Genomic DNA, 15,699 nt, shown 5'->3' with positions numbered 1-15,699 from the left:
CCCGACACCCCCGCCTTCTCGCAAGGCGGGGTCACTTGGCGTGCGCGCACCCCTCGAAGGGAGACAAACCCGTGCTCTACCCGGCTGTCGCCGTGCGCTCCTTCCGCCGCTACAGCACCTACCGCGCAGCGACCCTGGCCGGCATCTTCACCAACTCGGTGTTCGGGCTGATCTACTCCTACGCCTACATCCAGCTCTGGCGCGCCGCTCCGCACGCGGGCGGCTACGACACCCGTGACGCCATCACCTACGTCTGGCTGGCGCAGTCCCTGGTGATGACGGTCGCGATGTGGAGCGGCGGCACCACCGACGACCTCAACGAGCGCATCCGCACCGGCGACGTCTCCGTCGACCTGTACCGCCCGGTCCCCCTGCTGTGGTGGTACTACGCCGGCGACCTCGGCCGCGCGACGTACCACTTCTGCACCCGCGGCCTGGCGCCGTCGCTGATCGGGCTCGTGCTCTTCGACATCCGGGGCCCGGCCTCGGCCACGGCGGCGGCCGGGTTCGTCGTCTCGATCTTCCTCGCGGTCAGCGTCAGCTTCGCCGTGCGCTTCCTGGTGGCCGCGACCGCGTTCTGGGTGCTGGACTCCTCCGGGGTCCGGCTGATGAGCTCGGTGCTCTCGATGGCGCTCTCGGGGCTCACGCTGCCGCTCAACCTCGTGCCGGGGGTCGCCGGGACCGTCGTGCGCGCGCTCCCGTGGGCGTCGTACGTCCAGGTGCCCATCGACGTCTACCTCGGCAAGCATCGCGGCACCGACCTGCTCGCCGCGCTGGGGCTTCAGGCTCTCTGGGCCGTCGTACTCCTCGCGGGCTGCGCCCTCGTGCTCGACCGAGCCACGCGGAAGGTGGTGGTGCAGGGTGGGTGAGGCACTGGCGGCGTACGTCGCGATCTCCCGGCTCTGGATCCGCTCGTCGCTGGAGTATCCGGTGTCCTTCGCGATGATGACGGTCGGCAGCGTGCTCTCCACCGGGATCGACTTCGTCGGCATCTGGGTGATGTTCAGCCACCTGACCACCTATGGCGGCTTCGACCTGCGCGAGATGGGGTTCCTCTACGGCACCTCGCAGCTCGCGATCGGCTTCGCGGACCTCGTCGTCGGGAACGTGGAGCGGATCGGGATGCAGATCCGGCTCGGCCGTCTGGACACGATGATGACCAAGCCGGTGCCGCTGATCGTGCAGATCTGTGCCGACCAGTTCGCGTTGCGTCGCGTGGCCCGGATCGTCCAGGGCAGCGCCGTGCTCGCCTGGGCCGCCTGGGGGGTCGACTGGACGCCTGCCCGCATCGCCGTGCTGGTGCTGATGCTGACCAGCGGCGCCGCGATCTTCGTGGGCCTGTTCGTCTCGTTCAGCTGCGTTCAGTTCTGGACCTCGGACGCCAGCGAGCTCGGCAACGCCTTCACCTACGGCGGGGCCTCCCTGCTGGAGTACCCGCTGACGGTGTTCCCCCGACGGGTCGCACTGGGCCTGACCTTCGTCCTGCCGATCGCCTTCGCGAACTGGTACCCGTCGCTCTACATCCTCGGTCGCCACGACACCTCCGGCCTGCCGCACTGGCTGGAGCTGGCCTCGCCGGTGGCCGCGGGCGTCACGGTCGTGGTCACCGCCGCGGTGTGGCGCCTCGGCGTCCGCCACTACACCTCGACCGGGAGCTAGGGACCAGCCGTGCGACACCCACACCTCTGGAGACAAGATGAGCCTGATCGACGTCCGTGACCTCGCGCGGACCTTCGTGGTCCGCAAGCGCACGCAGGGGCACCCGCCGTGGCGGTCACGCACCCGGGCGGAGGTCCGCGCCGTGCACGACCTCACCTTCAGCATCGACGCCGGCGAGATGGTCGGCTACATCGGTCCGAACGGCGCCGGGAAGTCCACCACCATCAAGATGCTCACCGGCATCCTGGTCCCCACCGCGGGGGTCCTGCGGGTCGCGGGGCTCGACCCCAGCAGGCAGCGCACCGACCTGGCGCGGCGGATCGGCGTGGTGTTCGGGCAGCGCACGTCGCTGTGGTGGGACCTCCCTCTCCGCGACAGCTTCGAGCTCCTGCAGCGCATCTACCGGGTCGACCCGGTGCGGCACCGCCGCACCCTGGCGGAGTACGTCGAGCTGCTCGATCTCGGCGACCTGCTCGACACCCCGGTCCGTCAGCTCAGCCTCGGGCAGCGGATGCGCGGTGACATCACCGCCGCGCTGTTGCACGACCCCGAGATCCTCTACCTGGACGAGCCCACGATCGGGCTCGACGTGGTGAGCAAGGGCCGGCTGCGCGAGTTCCTGCGCACCCTCAACGCCGAGCGCGGCACCACCTTGATGCTCACCACCCACGATCTCCAGGACATCGAGGCGTTGTGCGATCGCGTGATCGTCATCGACCGTGGAACGGCGGTCTTCGACGGTCCCCTGGCGGGGCTGCACCAGCGGGAGGACTCGCGGCGGACCCTGGTGGTCGACCTGGTCGACGAGGCACCGCCGATTGAGGTGGAGGGCGCCGAGACCCGGCGCGTGGACGGGCCTCGCCAGTGGCTCAGCTTCCCGGCCGGCCAGAGCGCCGCCCCGATCGTCGCCGCCGTCGCCGCGTCGTACGCCGTCGCCGACCTGTCGATCCAGGAACCCGACATCGAGGAGGTGATCCGCGAGATCTACGCCGGCCCGTGAGGCACGATGGCGGCGTGATGTTCCTTCCGGCTGCGCTGATCACGCTCGCCCTGGTCTTCTGGGCGTGGTGCGTCGTCGACTACACGCGCACCGACCCCAGGGAGATGCGCACGCTGGACCCGATGGTGTGGCTGGTCCTGCTGGTGATCGGCAGCGTGGCCGGCGGCGTCTGCTGGGTGATCGGCGGGCGGCCGCGCCACCGCGTCGGCTGAGCAGCGCGGCTACAGCGGCGCGCGCAGCGTCATGCGCGCGCGGAAGGTCGTCCCCGCCAGGTCGACCTCGAACCTCGCCGAATCCAGGTCGGCCTGCGTGACGGCCCGCTCCGCCCGCAGGAGGGCGAGGCCCACACTCGCTCCGACCGTGGCGCCGTACGCCGCACTCACGACCTGACCGCCGGGCCGGCCGTCGCGGAGGACGAGCTCGCCACCCCACAGCATCGGCTCGGCGTCCGACAGCACGAACGACACCAGCCGCCGTCGCTCCCCCGGCCCTCGCAGCCGCTCCCGATGGGCCGCGAGCGCCGCCCGCCCGAGGAAGTCCTTGTCGGCGTGGTCCAGAGCGGTCGCGAACACCAGGCCCGCCTCGACGGGCGTCAGGTCCGGGGTCAGGTCGCGACCGAACGCCCGGTAGCCCTTCTCCAGTCGCAGCGACTCGATCGCGTGGTAGCCCGCGTCGGCGAGCCCGAGGTCCTCCCCCGCCGCGCGCAGCGCGTCGTAGACCGCCAGAGCGTCCTCGACCGGCACGACCAGCTCCCAGCCGAGCTCGCCCACATAGGTCATCCGGGTTGCGCGGAGGACGACGCCGCCCAGGGAGACCTCCCGGGACGTCGCGAAGGCGAACGCTCCCTCCGACCAGCTCTCCCGCGTGGTCGAACCGGTCGAGACCCGGCCGAGCAGGTCGCGCGAACGCGGTCCCATCACGCCGAGGACGGCGAGCTCGTCCGTGCGGTCGCGCACCGACACCTCGGCCCCCACCGGGAGATGACGTGCGATCCAGTCCAGGTCGCGGATCGTCGTGGCCGAGCTCGACACCAGCAGGAACGCCTCCGGACCGGTGCGGGTGGCCGTCAGGTCAGCCTCGTACGTGCCGCGCTCGTTGAGCAACGGCGTGTAGACGCACCCGCCAACCGCGACGTCGACGTCCGCGGCGCAGATCCACTGGAGCGACTCCAGCGCCCCGGGGCCGGTCACGGCGTACAACGAGAAGGAGGTCTGGTCGAAGACCGCGACGCCCTGGCGGGTGGCGTGCTGCTCCGCCAGGCACCATGGGAGCCACTCCGGCCTGCCCCAGGTGTACGCCGGCCTCGGGGCGCCCTCGGGGGCGAAGACCAGCGGCCGCTCCCAGCCCATCCGGCTGCCGAACACAGCTCCGCGCGCGGCGAGACGCTCGTGCAGGGGAGAGAGCCGCTGGGGGCGACCGGTCTCGGGCTCTCGCCACGGCCAGGGCACCTCGTAGTGCAGCCCGAGGATCTCCGCGACCCGGGAGCGCAGCCAGGGCTCGTCGCCGTGGAACGGCGCGAAGCGGCGCACGTCCACGGCCACCAGGTCGCTGGTCGGCTCGCCGGCGACGACCCACTCGGCCAGTGCGCGCCCCGCGCCCCCCGCGGACGCGATGCCGACCGAGTTGAAGCCGGCGCCCACGAAGTAGCCGCCCAGCCCCGGCGCCTGGCCGAGCACGAACTGGTTGTCGGGCGTGAAGGACTCCGGACCGTTGTAGAACTTGCGGATCCCGGTCTCGGCCAGCGCCGGCACCCGCCGCACCGCCTGCTCCATGATCGGCGCGAAGTGCTCCCAGTCCTCCTCGAGCAGCTGGAACTCGAAGGGGTGGGGCAGGTCGGACGGCGAGCGCCAGGGCTTGGCGTCCGGCTCGAAGCCCCCGACCACGAGGCCGCCCACCTCCTCCTTGAAGTAGGTCCACCCGTCGGGGTCGCGCATGATCGGAAGGTCGGGAGAGGTGCCCTCGACCGCCTCGGTCACGACGTAGAAGTGCTCGGCCGAGTGCAGGGGGACGGTCACGCCGGCCAGGTCGCCGAGGGCCTTGGCCCACTGCCCTGCGCAGTTGACGACGACCTCGCACTCGACACTGTGGTCGCCACCGGCGCCGTCGGTGCGCACGCCGGCCACGCGCCGTCCCGAGGGTCCCTCGACGACGTCGAAGCCGACGACCCGCACGCCCTCGGCCACCCGGGCACCTCCGAGCCGCGCGCCCCTCGCCAGCGACTGGGTCAGGTCGGCGGGATTGACCTTGCCGTCGCCGGGCAGCCAGATGGCTCCCAGCAGGTCGTCGACCCGCATCGGCGGCCAGAGCTCCTGGGCCCGAGCGGCGTCGACCAGCTCGCAGTCCAGGTCGTAGGCCACGGCGTTGGCCGCCGTGCGCCGGAGCTGGGTGATCCGGTCCTCGGTGCGGGCGACGATGACGCCGCCGACGTTGCGGTACCCCGTCGACAGCCCGGTCTCGGCCTCGAGCGACGCGTAGAGCTCGGCGGAGTACTGAACCAGCCGGGTGCCGGCCTCGGTCGCCCGCAACGGCCCGACGAGCCCGGCGGCGTGCCACGTCGTACCCCCCGAGAGGCGGCCCTGCTCCAGCAGCAGCACGTCGGTCCAGCCGAGCTTGGTCAGGTGGTAGGCCACCGAGCAGCCGATCACTCCCCCGCCGACCACCACCACCCGAGCCCGGGACGGGAGTGAGCCGCCGGTCGAGCCATGCCCGTCGGTCGAGCTCGTCGAGACCACGGGTCAGCCCTCCGCGACCTGTTCCAGCAGCGTCGGCAGGCGACCGCCGCGGAAGGTCGCGTCGGCCTTCTCGTAGCGCTCCATGCCCCACGAGCCGAAGTCGAAGTCGATCGGGCTCGTCGCCTCCTGGATGAAGCCCCACAGCGCCCAGCCGTACTGGCTGCACAGCGCCTGGACGCGCACCCGCGCGCGGTCGGCGGGCGTCGGGTCCCCGAAGTACGCCTCGCACCACGCGTCGATCATGTCCTCGGTGAAGTCGCACTCGGTCGTGGTGTTGCCGAGCTCGAAGCAGGCGTCGTTGTTGCCGGAGTACTCGTAGTCGATCAGCCAGACCCGGCCGTGCCCTTCGAAGGTGGCGTCGTCGAGGTAGTTGGCGGCGAGGAGGTCGTTGTTGCACGGCACGGTCGGGCGCGGCGCGGCCGCCAGCGCCCGGCGTACGTCGTCCCAGGCCGCGGCGTGGTCGGTGTAGCCGGCGGGGAGCGTCATCCGATGCTCCCGCACGGACTCCAGGTACCCGGCCTGGCGGGCGAACATGTCGAAGTCGCCGATGAACCGCGGCCCCGCGTTGAGCGCTCGCACCGCGTCGGCCGAGCGACGCAGCACTCCGGGGTCCGCGAAGTCGGCGTTGGTCAGCGAGGTGCCGGGCAGGAACGCGATCACCATGAGCGACAGCTCGGGGCGGTACTCCAGGACCTCCGCCCCGACCCCCGCCTCGTACGCCGCCGCCGAGTTGGCGTGCTCGGCGTCGCGGTCGATGCCCAGCAACTCCGCGTCTCCGCGGGCCCAGCGCACCACCACGTCGAGGGGGTCCAGGTCGTCGTCGGACTGCACCCGGAGGTTGACGTTGGTCAGGCCGCCGGGGAGGTTCGACGCACGCCAGGACCGCCCGGCCAGACAGGCCAGGCGGTCCAAGGCTGGATCCTGCTGTGACACTCCGCGCTGTCAGTCGGCGAACGCGGCGACCACGTCCGGATCGATCGTGTGCTTGGGCCCGGTGAACCAGTGCCGAACGGAGACGAACCAGTAGATGGTCAGCAGCACGAGAGCCGCGGGGACCACGATGATCGCGTAGTTGACGTACTTCCAGGCGAAGCCGTCGTTCCACCAGATGCCGACCGTCGAGGTCGGAAGGAGCCCGACGATCGACATGATGACGATCTCCACAACCGCGATGGGGTTCATCCAGCGGTACTTGGCCCCGTTGTTCCACGAGCCAACCTGGAACGCCGAGCCCAGCCGCCAACGCAGGTAGATGGGGATCGCGAACGCGAGGTAGAGCCCGATGACCCCGATCGAGACGACCGCGAAGAAGGCGATCGGCACCGGCGCCCCGGCGATGTCGACCTTGATCAGAGCCGGCAGGGTCAAGACCAGGGCGATCACTGCCGAGGCGATGACAGCGTTGGCCGGGACACGGTTGACGTTCAGCTTGGAGAAGTGCTTCGCCCCCGGCATCGCACCGTCGCGGCTGAAGGCGAAGAACATCCGGCTTGTGCTCGTCATGCAGGCCACCGTGCAGAAGAACTGGCCGATGGCCGAGATGGCGACGACGAGACCGGCCACGTGAGCGGTGAGGGCCTGCCCGAAGATGAGGAACACGCTTCCGCCGCCAGCCGTCACACCGTTCTTGTCCTGGACCGCAAACAGGAACGACAGCAGGAGGATCCATCCACCGACGCCGGAGTAGAAGATCGACTGCCAGATGCCCTTGGCCGCGCCGGTGGAGGCAGCCTGCGTCTCCTCGGACAGGTGGGCGGACGCGTCGTAGCCGGTGATCGTGTACTGGGTCAGAATGCCGGAGAGGGGCAGCACGTAGAGGAGGAAGCCGGCCCCACTGGTATGACCCTTGAAGAGCCCGGTGTTGTTGACCGTCGACCCGAACACGTCTCCGATCGAGGCGTGGCTGGTGCCGTCCTTGAGGAAGAACCACAGGATCAGGACGATGACGGCGGCTCCGACGACGTGCCACCACACCGAGATGTTGTTGAGGATCGCCAGCAGGTGACTGGAGAAGATGTTCACCACGGCAGCCAGGACCAAGATGACCACGAACTCGATGAACACGCGCGTCAGCGAGTAGCTGTTCACCCAGGAGGAGCTGAAGTAGCCGACCGTGGCATCGAAGAACGTGGCGCACCCGTAGGCGACGGAGGCCACGATCGCGACCAGCCCGATCAGGTTCAGCCACCCGGTGTAGAACCCGGCGGCCGGACCCCCGAGCTTGGAGGCCCACCAGTAGATGCCGCCCGAGGTCGGGTAGGCCGAGACGAGCTCGGACATGCACAGGCCGATGATCAGGATGAAGACGGTCAGGATCGGCCATCCCCACGCGATCGCGGCAGGGCCGCCGTTGTTCCAACCCAGGGCGAAGCTGGTGAAGCACCCAGCCAGGATGGAGATGATCGAGAACGAGATGGCGAAGTTGGAGAAGCCGCTCCAGGAGCGGTGCAGTTCCTGGCTGTACCCGAGTTTGGCCAGGGTCTTCTCGTCGTCGCTGAGATCGGCATAGCCGACGGGTTCGTGCGATTCGGGCATCGGTGAGCTCATTTCGGAAGCGGAACCGGTTGGCCGGAGGCTAGACCCCTCCGGAATCCGCAGTAAAGAGCAACCGCCAAATTCGGTCTGAACCCAGACCATTGACACCTTGGGCGCGCCTGACACACTGACCCGCGTGACCGGATCGTCATCCGCGCAGCAGCTGCCCGACCTGGCGCGGGTCGTGCTGCGGCCGGTGCGCGGCCACCACGCGTTCGAGGCGTGCGTGGAACAGCTCGCCACCGCGATCCGGCTGGGGGTCCACCCGCACGGCACGACGTTGCCGCCCGAGCGCGAGCTGGCCCAGAGACTGCATGTCTCCCGGGCCACCGTCCGCGAGGCGATCATCGCGCTGCGCACCGCGGGCATGGTCGAGACCCGGCGCGGGCGCGGCGGCGGGAGTGTCGTCACCTACTCGCCTCGCCGCCCGCGGGCGCGAGCCCGAGCCGCGAAGTCTCCCTCGGCCGAGATCCTCGCCTCGTGGCTGGACAGCCTCACGTTCCGGCGGATCGTGGAGCCCGGTGCCGTCGCGACCGCGGCCGGGCTCGACCTGGCCGACGACCAGCGCGCGATGCTGACCACGGCGTACGACGCCGTCACCCGCGCGGCCGGCTCCGCTGCCCACCGCCAGGCCGACAGCAGGTTCCACCTCGCCTTCGCCTCGGTGACCGGCTCGCCGTCGATCATCGAAGCGGTGACCCGGGTCCAGGCCGCGCTGCACGACATGCTCATGCAGATCCCGGTCTACGACGTGAACATCGGCCACTCCAACAGCCAGCACGAGGGCATCCTCCAGGCCGTCCTCGACGGCCGGGTCGAGCGGGCCCGCCAGACCATGGAGGAACACTGCGACGACACGGCCGCGCTGCTGCGCGGACTGCTCGGCTGAGAGAGACGGACAGGAGACCCATGCCACCCAACGACCGCTACCTCACCCTCGACTCCCTGCGCGGGCGGATCGAGGACGGTGAGATCGACACCGTCGTCCTGGCCTTCACCGACATGCAGGGTCGCCTTCAGGGCAAGCGCCTGCACAGCCGGTACTTCCTCGACGTCGTGGTGGAGCACGGCACGGAGGGCTGCAACTACCTGCTCGCGGTCGACGTCGACATGAACACCGTCGACGGGTATGCCATGTCGTCGTGGGAGCGCGGCTACGGCGACCTGGAGTTCGTGCCCGACTGGGACACGATCCGGCTGCTCTCGCACCTGCCCGCGACCGCCTTGGTGCAGTGCGACCTGGTCTGGCTCGACCACTCCCCCGTCGTGCAGTCGCCGCGCACGATCCTCAAGGCCCAGCTCGACGCCTTCGCCGAGCGCGACCTGGTCGCCCTGGCCGGCACGGAGCTGGAGTTCATCGCGTTCAACACCACCTACGAGGACGCCAACCGGCTGCGCTACCGGGGTCTGGACCCGGTCAACCAGTACAACGTCGACTACTCCATCCTCGGCACCACTCGCGCGGAGCCGCTGCTGCGCGACATCCGCAATACGATGTACGCCGCCGGGCTCGACGTGGAGGCGGCCAAGGGCGAGTGCAACTTCGGCCAGCACGAGATCGGCTTCCTCTACGCCGACGCGCTCGTGAGCGCCGACAACCACAGCGTCTACAAGACCGTCGCGAAGGAGATCGCGGCCCAGCGTGGCCAGGCGGTCACGTTCATGGCGAAGTACAACGAGCGCGAGGGCAGCTCCTGCCACATCCACCTGTCACTGCGCGGCAAGGACGGCGACGTCGTGTTCTGGGACGGCGCCCAGGCCGGCTCGGGCGGTCGCGGGAAGCGGTCGGCGATGTACGACAGCTTCGTCGCCGGCGTGCTGGCCACGATGCGCGACTTCACGCTGCTCTACGCACCCAACGTGAACAGCTACAAGCGGTTCGCCGACGGCTCCTTCGCCCCGACGGCGGTGGCCTGGGGCGAGGACAACCGCACCTGCGCGGTGCGTCTGGTGGGCCACGGCCCGAGCGCGCGGATGGAGAACCGCGTGCCCGGCGGCGACGTGAACCCCTACCTCGCCCTCGCCGCGATGCTGGCCGGCGGGCGCCACGGCATCGACAGCCGGCTCGAGCTCGAGCCCGAGCTGCGAGGCAACGCCTACCACTCCGACAAGCCGCACGTGCCGCACACCCTGCGCGAGGCGCGCGACATCTGGGCCGCCTCCGCGGTGGCCCGGTCGGCGTTCGGCGACGAGGTCGTCGACCACTACACCAACATGGCCGACGTCGAGCTGAAGGCCTTCGACGCCGCCGTCACCGACTGGGAGCTCGCCCGCTCCTTCGAGAGGATGTAGAGCTTGTCCACGATGCTCGTCAACCCGGCCACCGGTCGGGAGCTCCGCGAGGTCCCCGCCGCCACGGAGGCCGAGACGGACGCCGCGATCCAGCGCGCGCACGACGCCTTCCCGACCTGGCGCGACCTGGCCCCCGGCGAGCGCGCCAGCCTGCTGCGAGCGTTCGCTGCGGCGGTCGACGCCCACAACGAGGAGCTGGCTCGGCTGGAGGTCGAGAACTCCGGGCACACGATCGGCAACGCCCGCTGGGAGGCCGGCAACGTCCGCGACGTCCTCACCTACTACTCCGCGACACCCGAGCGGATGGTCGGCAAGCAGATCCCGGTCCCCGGTGGCGTCGACATCACCTTCCACGAGCCACTCGGCGTGGTCGGGGTCATCGTGCCGTGGAACTTCCCGATGCCGATCGCGGGCTGGGGGTTCGCACCGGCTCTGGCGGCCGGCAACACCGTCGTCCTCAAGCCTGCGGAGATCACTCCCCTGACGGCGATCCGGATCGGCGAGCTCGCCCTCGAGGCGGGCCTGCCGCCCGGTGTCTTCTCGGTGGTGCCGGGCAAGGGCTCGGTCGTCGGCAACCGCTTCGTCACCCACCCGGACGTCCACAAGGTCGTGTTCACCGGGTCGACCGCGGTCGGCAAGCAGATCATGGCCGGGTGCGCCGAGCAGGTGAAGCACGTGACCCTGGAGCTCGGCGGCAAGAGCGCCAACATCGTCTTCGCCGACGCGGACGTCGCGGCCGCGGCGGCCGCGGCCCCCGGCGGTGTCTACGACAACGCCGGCCAGGACTGCTGCTCACGCTCGCGGATCCTCGTGCAGCGCTCGATCTACGACGAGTTCCTGGGCCGGCTCGAGACGGCCGTGCGCGACTGGCGGGTGCTGGACCCCAGTGACGAGTCCAGCCAGATGGGGCCGATGGTCTCGGCCGGGCAGCGTGACGCGGTGCAGCGGTACGTCGACGCCACGACCATCGCGTTCCAGGGTCGGACACCGGGCGACCCCGCGGCCGAGGGAGGCTTCTGGCTCCCGGCCATGGTCACCGAGACCTCGGACCCGAGCGAGACCGTCTGGCAGGACGAGGTCTTCGGACCGCTGGTGGCCGTGATGGCCTTCGACGACGAGGACCACGCGGTCGCCCTGGCCAACGACTCGGCGTACGGGCTGTCCGGCTCGATCTTCACCTCCGACGTCGGCCGAGCTCTGCGCGTCTCACGTGCCGTACAGACCGGCAACCTCAGCGTGAACAGCCACTCGAGCGTGCGCTACTGGACGCCGTTCGGCGGCTACAAGATGTCCGGCCTGGGGCGCGAGCTCGGCCCGGACGCGCCGTATGCGTTCACCGAGGAGAAGAACGTGTTCATCGCGCACTGACCGCCGGTCGTGGAGGTCGCTGCCGCGACCGTCTCGACACCATCACAGGGAGAGGAAACGCAGTGGCAGGACGCATCGAGGGCCGGGTGGCCGTCGTCACCGGAGGGTGCTCGGGGATCGGGCTGGCGACGGTACGGCGCTTCGTGGCCGAGGGCGCCAAGGTCGTCGTCGGCGACATCGACGACGACCGCGGCGCGGAGCTCGTCGACGACCTCGGCGGTCTCGACCACGCGACGTACGTGCACGTCGACGTGACGAGCAAGGAGCAGGTCGACGCCCTGTTCAAGTCCGCGAGGGACGCCTACGGCTCGGTCGACATCGCCTTCAACAACGCCGGCATCAGCCCGCCCGACGACGACTCCATCCTCGACACCGGGCTGGACGCCTGGCGACGCGTGCAGGAGGTCAACCTGACCTCGGTCTACCTGTGCTGCAAGGCCGCGCTGCCCTACATGCTGGAGCAGAAGCGCGGCTCGATCATCAACACCGCCTCGTTCGTGGCGGTGATGGGCGCGGCCACCTCGCAGATCTCCTACTCGGCGTCCAAGGGCGGCGTGCTGAGCATGACCCGTGAGCTCGGGGTGCAGTTCGCGCGCGAAGGGATCCGCGTCAACGCGCTCTGCCCAGGGCCGGTGAACACTCCCCTGCTCAAGGAGCTCTTCGCCAAGGACCCCGAGCGCGCGGCCCGCCGACTGGTGCACGTGCCGATGGGCAGGTTCGGCGAGCCCGAGGAGCTGGCGAGCGCGGTGCTGTTCCTGGCCTCCGACGACGCATCCTTCATCACCGCCAACACGTTCCTCGTCGACGGCGGAATCTCTGGTGCCTATGTCACCCCGCTCTGAGCGTCCCGTCGTCGGCATCTCGACCTACCGGGAGAAGGCCGCGTGGGGGGTGTGGGACACCCTCGCGGACGTCCTGCACGCCCAGTACGCCGACGCGGTCCTCGCCGCCGGCGGCGTGCCGGTGCTGCTCCCACCGGCGGCCGCGACCGACGACGTGGCGCGGTCGGTGGTGGCGCGGATCGACGCCCTGGTCGTCAGCGGCGGGGCGGACGTCGACCCGGGCCGCTACGGCGCCGAGCCGCACCGGCGCAGCTCCGGGTGGCGCGAGGACCGCGACGCCTGGGAGACGGCACTGCTCCGAGCCGCCGACGAGTCCGGCCTGCCCACGCTGGGCGTCTGCCGCGGCATGCAGCTGATGGCCGTGGCCGCGGGGGGGTCCTTGCACCAGCACACCCCCGATCTCGTCGGGCACGAGGAGCACAGCCCCGGCGGGGCGTCGTTCGGCAGCACCGGCGTCCGCACCGCCGAGGGGTCGCGGTTGCGCGCCGTCGTCGGAGAGCTGGTCGACGTCGGCTGCCACCACCACCAGTCGGTCGAGACCCATCCCGGCTTCGAGCCGGTCGCCTGGGCGGTCGACGGGTCGCTGGAGGCGATGGAGCGTCCCGGCCCCCGCTTCTGCGTCGGCGTCCAATGGCATCCCGAGGTGGGCACCGACCACACCCTCTTCGCCGCCCTCGTCGCCGCCGCGGGCGGCGCCCTGCCCTGATCCCGCCGACCCGGCCGTGGTAGCCATGGGCCCGTGAGCAGCCAGCCCGCCGCCGTCGGGCACGACACCGTCACCGTCCGGCGGATGCTGGCGCTCACGGCCTCGGCGTTCCTCGTGCTGGCTGCCGAGCCGCTCTACCTCCTGGTCGACACCGCCGTCGTCGGACACCTCGGCGCCCGGGCGCTGGGTGCCCTTGCGGTCGGGACGACGCTGATGGCCGTGCTCGCCATCGTCGGCACCTTCGTCGAGTACGGCACCACCGCGAGGGCTGCCCGGTGGTTCGGCAGCGACCAGCGCGGGCGAGCGGTCGACGAGGGGGTGCAGGCGTCGTACCTCGCCGTCGGCATCGGGCTGGTCGTCGTGGTCGCGGGCGAGCTGCTGGCCCGGCCGGCCGTCCAGCTGCTTGCCGGCTCCTCGACCGAGCTGCGCGGGCCGGCGGAGCACTGGTTCCGGATCGCCGTGTGCGGGATGCCGATGGTGCTGCTCGTGCTGGCCGGCAACGGCTGGATGCGCGGAGTCCAGCTCACCCGCACACCGGTCGTGATCGTCCTGGTCGCCAACGGCCTGTCGGCGGCGGCCTCACCGGTGCTCGTCTACGCGCTGCACCTGGGCCTGGTCGGCTCGGCGTGGGCGAACCTCGGGGCCCAGGTCGTCGGCGCGGCCCTCTTCGTCCGGGCCCTGCGGCGCGAGGCCACCGGTCTGCGGCCCGATCTGGCCGTGATGCGGTCGCAGCTGGTGCTCGGCCGCGACCTGATCGTGAGGGCCGCCGCCTTCCAGGCGGCGTTCCTGGTCGCCGCGGGCGTAGCCGCCCGGATGGGCGCCGCGCAGATCGCGGCCCATCAGATCGGGATGCAGCTGTGGGAGTTCACCGCGCTGCTGCTCGACTCCTTCGCGATCGCGGCCCAGTCGCTGGTCGGCGCCGCGCTGGGTGCCAGCAACCCGCGGGCGGCCCGGCAGCTGGCCGGTCAGGTGGCCCGGTGGAGCCTCGGCGCGGGGGCCGCCTTCGCCGCGGTGTACGCCGCGGGCTGGTGGGTCATCCCTCGCGTCTTCACGTCGTCGCCCGCGGTCTGGCACCAGGCCCACGTGCTGTGGCCGTGGTTCGTGGTGATGCTGCCGGCTGCCGGGATCGTGTTCGGCCTCGACGGCGTGCTCCTCGGGGCGGGCGACGTGGCCTTCATGCGCACGCTGACGGTGATCGCCGCCCTCGGCGGGTTCGTGCCCGTCACGCTGGCGGCCGCGCACTGGCACTGGGGCATCGGCGGCGTCTGGGCCGGGCTGACCGCGTTCATCGCGGTCCGTCTGGTGGGCATGGTGTGGCGCGCCCGTGGCGACCGCTGGCTGGTGCTGGGCACGGACTGAGCGGCGGCCCTGCACCGCGGGCTGCGATCATGTCGCCCATGACGCCGACTCCGCGCCGCGACGTGCTGGGCGCGCCGTACACCGCCGAGACGCTCGAGCTGCCCGACGACGACGAGGGCAAGGTCGTCGCCACCCTGGTGCGTCGTTCGGCGGGGCGGCGCACCTCCCGGGCCGTCCTGCACGTGCACGGCTTCGCCGACTACTTCTTCCAGACCGAGTACGCCGAGTGGTGGACCTCGCGCGGGTACGACTTCTACGCGCTCGACCTGCGCAAGTACGGGCGTTCGATCCTGCCCCACCAGACGCCGAACTACGTCGCCGACCTCGCCCACTACCACCCCGAGCTCGACCTGGCCTGGGCTCGCGTAAGCGCCGGGCATCGGCACGTCGTCCTCAGCGGGCACTCCACCGGCGGACTGGTCCTCCCCCTGTGGGCGCAGGCCCGCAGCGACGAGAGTGGCGCGCTGGCCGCTCGCGGGATGGTCCTCAACGCACCGTGGTTCGACCTCCAGGCCAAGGCGTGGATCAGGTTGGGGCTGACCCCCGTGGTTGAGCAGGTCGCCCGGAGACGGCCCATGCGCGTGATCCCGCGGAAGGTCAGCGGGCTCTATGCGCGCTCGCTGCACCGTGACCTCGACGGCGACTGGGACTTCGACCTCGCCTGGAAACCGGTGGAGTCCTGGCCGGCGTACGCCGGGTGGCTGGCCGCGATCCGTCGCGGCCACGCCGCGCTCCACCGGGGTCTCGCGCTGCCCTTCCCCGCCATGGTGCTGTCGAGCACGGAGTCGTCGAGCCCGAAGGCGATGGGCGAGGACGTGCACTCGACCGACATCGTCTTGGACGTCGAGCAGATCCGGCGCTGGTCCCCCGCCCTCGGCCACCACGTCACCTACATCGGCGTCGAAGGCGCCCGCCACGACGTCTTCCTCTCCCGCGAGAAGCCCCGCGCCCAGGCGTTCGCCGAGCTCTCGCGCTGGCTCACCGCCTACGTCGAGGGCGGCGACGAGCTCCTTCGCTAGGTGCCTGCAGGAGTCGCCTCCCCGACTCAGGTCCACCGGTGGAACGTCCATTCGCCGTCGGGTCGTCGGTGGAGGTCGAGGTTGGTGTCGTGGGCTCGTTGGTGGTGGTGGCCGCAGAGGGGGAGGGCGTTGTCGAGGTTGGTCTTGCCGCCGCGGGACCACCAGTGGGGGTGGTGGATCTCGGTCC

General features: G+C 70.9%; 14 protein-coding genes. 11 read left to right on the top strand and 3 right to left on the bottom strand.

Annotation, left to right across the window (positions count from 1 at the left end):
* Positions 1 to 71: 71 nt before the first annotated feature.
* From VHW64_RS12915 to VHW64_RS12900, 4 genes are read left to right on the top strand one after another with little or no spacing between them, the layout of a single operon-like run.
* Positions 72 to 869 carry an ABC transporter permease gene (locus VHW64_RS12915; protein WP_329650971.1) on the top strand — a complete coding sequence of 266 codons (798 nt, stop codon included), beginning with the start codon at positions 72 to 74 and terminating at the stop codon, positions 867 to 869.
* Positions 862 to 1,659 (top strand): ABC transporter permease, encoded by a 798-nt coding sequence (locus tag VHW64_RS12910; protein WP_329650970.1) that lies wholly within the window; start codon positions 862 to 864, stop codon positions 1,657 to 1,659. The genes VHW64_RS12915 and VHW64_RS12910 overlap by 8 nt, the downstream gene beginning before the upstream one ends.
* A 37-nt stretch (positions 1,660 to 1,696) precedes the next feature.
* Positions 1,697 to 2,659 carry an ABC transporter ATP-binding protein gene (locus tag VHW64_RS12905; RefSeq protein ID WP_329650969.1) on the top strand — a complete coding sequence of 321 codons (963 nt, stop codon included), beginning with the start codon at positions 1,697 to 1,699 and terminating at the stop codon, positions 2,657 to 2,659.
* Between the two features lie 14 nt (positions 2,660 to 2,673).
* Positions 2,674 to 2,871 (top strand): hypothetical protein, encoded by a 198-nt coding sequence (locus tag VHW64_RS12900; RefSeq protein WP_329650968.1) that lies wholly within the window; start codon positions 2,674 to 2,676, stop codon positions 2,869 to 2,871.
* Between the two features lie 9 nt (positions 2,872 to 2,880).
* Here the strand turns inward: VHW64_RS12900 and VHW64_RS12895 are convergent, their stop codons facing one another.
* From VHW64_RS12895 to VHW64_RS12885, 3 genes are read right to left on the bottom strand one after another with little or no spacing between them, the layout of a single operon-like run.
* On the bottom strand, positions 2,881 to 5,391 hold the full coding sequence (locus tag VHW64_RS12895) for an FAD-dependent oxidoreductase (protein ID WP_329650967.1): 2,511 nt from the start codon (positions 5,389 to 5,391) through the stop codon (positions 2,881 to 2,883).
* A gap of 3 nt (positions 5,392 to 5,394) precedes the next feature.
* Positions 5,395 to 6,303, bottom strand: a complete 909-nt coding sequence (locus tag VHW64_RS12890; protein WP_329650966.1) for an LPS biosynthesis choline kinase — start codon at positions 6,301 to 6,303, stop codon at positions 5,395 to 5,397.
* A 30-nt stretch (positions 6,304 to 6,333) separates the two neighbouring features.
* Positions 6,334 to 7,926 (bottom strand): amino acid permease, encoded by a 1,593-nt coding sequence (locus tag VHW64_RS12885; RefSeq protein ID WP_329650965.1) that lies wholly within the window; start codon positions 7,924 to 7,926, stop codon positions 6,334 to 6,336.
* A 136-nt stretch (positions 7,927 to 8,062) separates the two neighbouring features.
* Here VHW64_RS12885 and VHW64_RS12880 point away from each other — a divergent pair, with 136 nt between their 5' ends.
* The 7 genes from VHW64_RS12880 to VHW64_RS12850 all read left to right on the top strand — a co-directional run bounded on the left by VHW64_RS12880 (position 8,063) and on the right by VHW64_RS12850 (position 15,512).
* Positions 8,063 to 8,815, top strand: coding sequence for a FadR/GntR family transcriptional regulator (locus tag VHW64_RS12880; RefSeq protein WP_329650964.1), 753 nt, complete (start codon positions 8,063 to 8,065; stop codon positions 8,813 to 8,815).
* Positions 8,816 to 8,835: 20 nt separating this feature from the next.
* The gene (locus VHW64_RS12875; RefSeq protein ID WP_329650963.1) at positions 8,836 to 10,218 is read left to right on the top strand and encodes a glutamine synthetase family protein; all 1,383 of its coding nucleotides are present in this window, start codon (positions 8,836 to 8,838) and stop codon (positions 10,216 to 10,218) included.
* A 12-nt stretch (positions 10,219 to 10,230) separates the two neighbouring features.
* The gene (locus VHW64_RS12870) at positions 10,231 to 11,586 is read left to right on the top strand and encodes an aldehyde dehydrogenase family protein (protein WP_414690493.1); all 1,356 of its coding nucleotides are present in this window, start codon (positions 10,231 to 10,233) and stop codon (positions 11,584 to 11,586) included.
* A gap of 62 nt (positions 11,587 to 11,648) precedes the next feature.
* Positions 11,649 to 12,428: a 3-oxoacyl-ACP reductase gene (locus VHW64_RS12865; RefSeq protein WP_329650961.1), complete on the top strand. Its 780-nt coding sequence runs from the start codon at positions 11,649 to 11,651 to the stop codon at positions 12,426 to 12,428.
* The gene (locus VHW64_RS12860) at positions 12,412 to 13,134 is read left to right on the top strand and encodes a gamma-glutamyl-gamma-aminobutyrate hydrolase family protein (RefSeq protein WP_329650960.1); all 723 of its coding nucleotides are present in this window, start codon (positions 12,412 to 12,414) and stop codon (positions 13,132 to 13,134) included. Before VHW64_RS12865 ends, VHW64_RS12860 begins: the two co-directional genes overlap by 17 nt.
* A gap of 33 nt (positions 13,135 to 13,167) precedes the next feature.
* Complete coding sequence (locus VHW64_RS12855) at positions 13,168 to 14,493, top strand: MATE family efflux transporter (protein WP_329650959.1); 1,326 nt, start codon at positions 13,168 to 13,170, stop codon at positions 14,491 to 14,493.
* A gap of 38 nt (positions 14,494 to 14,531) precedes the next feature.
* On the top strand, positions 14,532 to 15,512 hold the full coding sequence (locus VHW64_RS12850) for an alpha/beta hydrolase (RefSeq protein ID WP_329650958.1): 981 nt from the start codon (positions 14,532 to 14,534) through the stop codon (positions 15,510 to 15,512).
* Positions 15,513 to 15,699: the final 187 nt, after the last annotated feature.

The organism is Nocardioides sp., assembly GCF_036267815.1.
GTDB lineage: Bacteria > Actinomycetota > Actinomycetes > Propionibacteriales > Nocardioidaceae > Nocardioides.
Note: the sequence above shows the minus strand (reverse complement) of the source record. Positions and strands in the feature narration are given on the sequence as shown.

What these genes read in the sequence shown, in the direction of transcription:
- VHW64_RS12905 (WP_329650969.1), top strand. Translation starts at nt 1,697, where the DNA reads ATGAGCCTGATCGACGTCCGTGACCTCGCGCGGACCTTCGTGGTCCGC.
- VHW64_RS12885 (WP_329650965.1), bottom strand. Translation starts at nt 7,926, where the DNA reads ATGCCCGAATCGCACGAACCCGTCGGCTATGCCGATCTCAGCGACGAC.
- VHW64_RS12875 (WP_329650963.1), top strand. Translation starts at nt 8,836, where the DNA reads ATGCCACCCAACGACCGCTACCTCACCCTCGACTCCCTGCGCGGGCGG.
- VHW64_RS12870 (WP_414690493.1), top strand. Translation starts at nt 10,231, where the DNA reads ATGCTCGTCAACCCGGCCACCGGTCGGGAGCTCCGCGAGGTCCCCGCC.
- VHW64_RS12860 (WP_329650960.1), top strand. Translation starts at nt 12,412, where the DNA reads ATGTCACCCCGCTCTGAGCGTCCCGTCGTCGGCATCTCGACCTACCGG.
- VHW64_RS12850 (WP_329650958.1), top strand. Translation starts at nt 14,532, where the DNA reads ATGACGCCGACTCCGCGCCGCGACGTGCTGGGCGCGCCGTACACCGCC.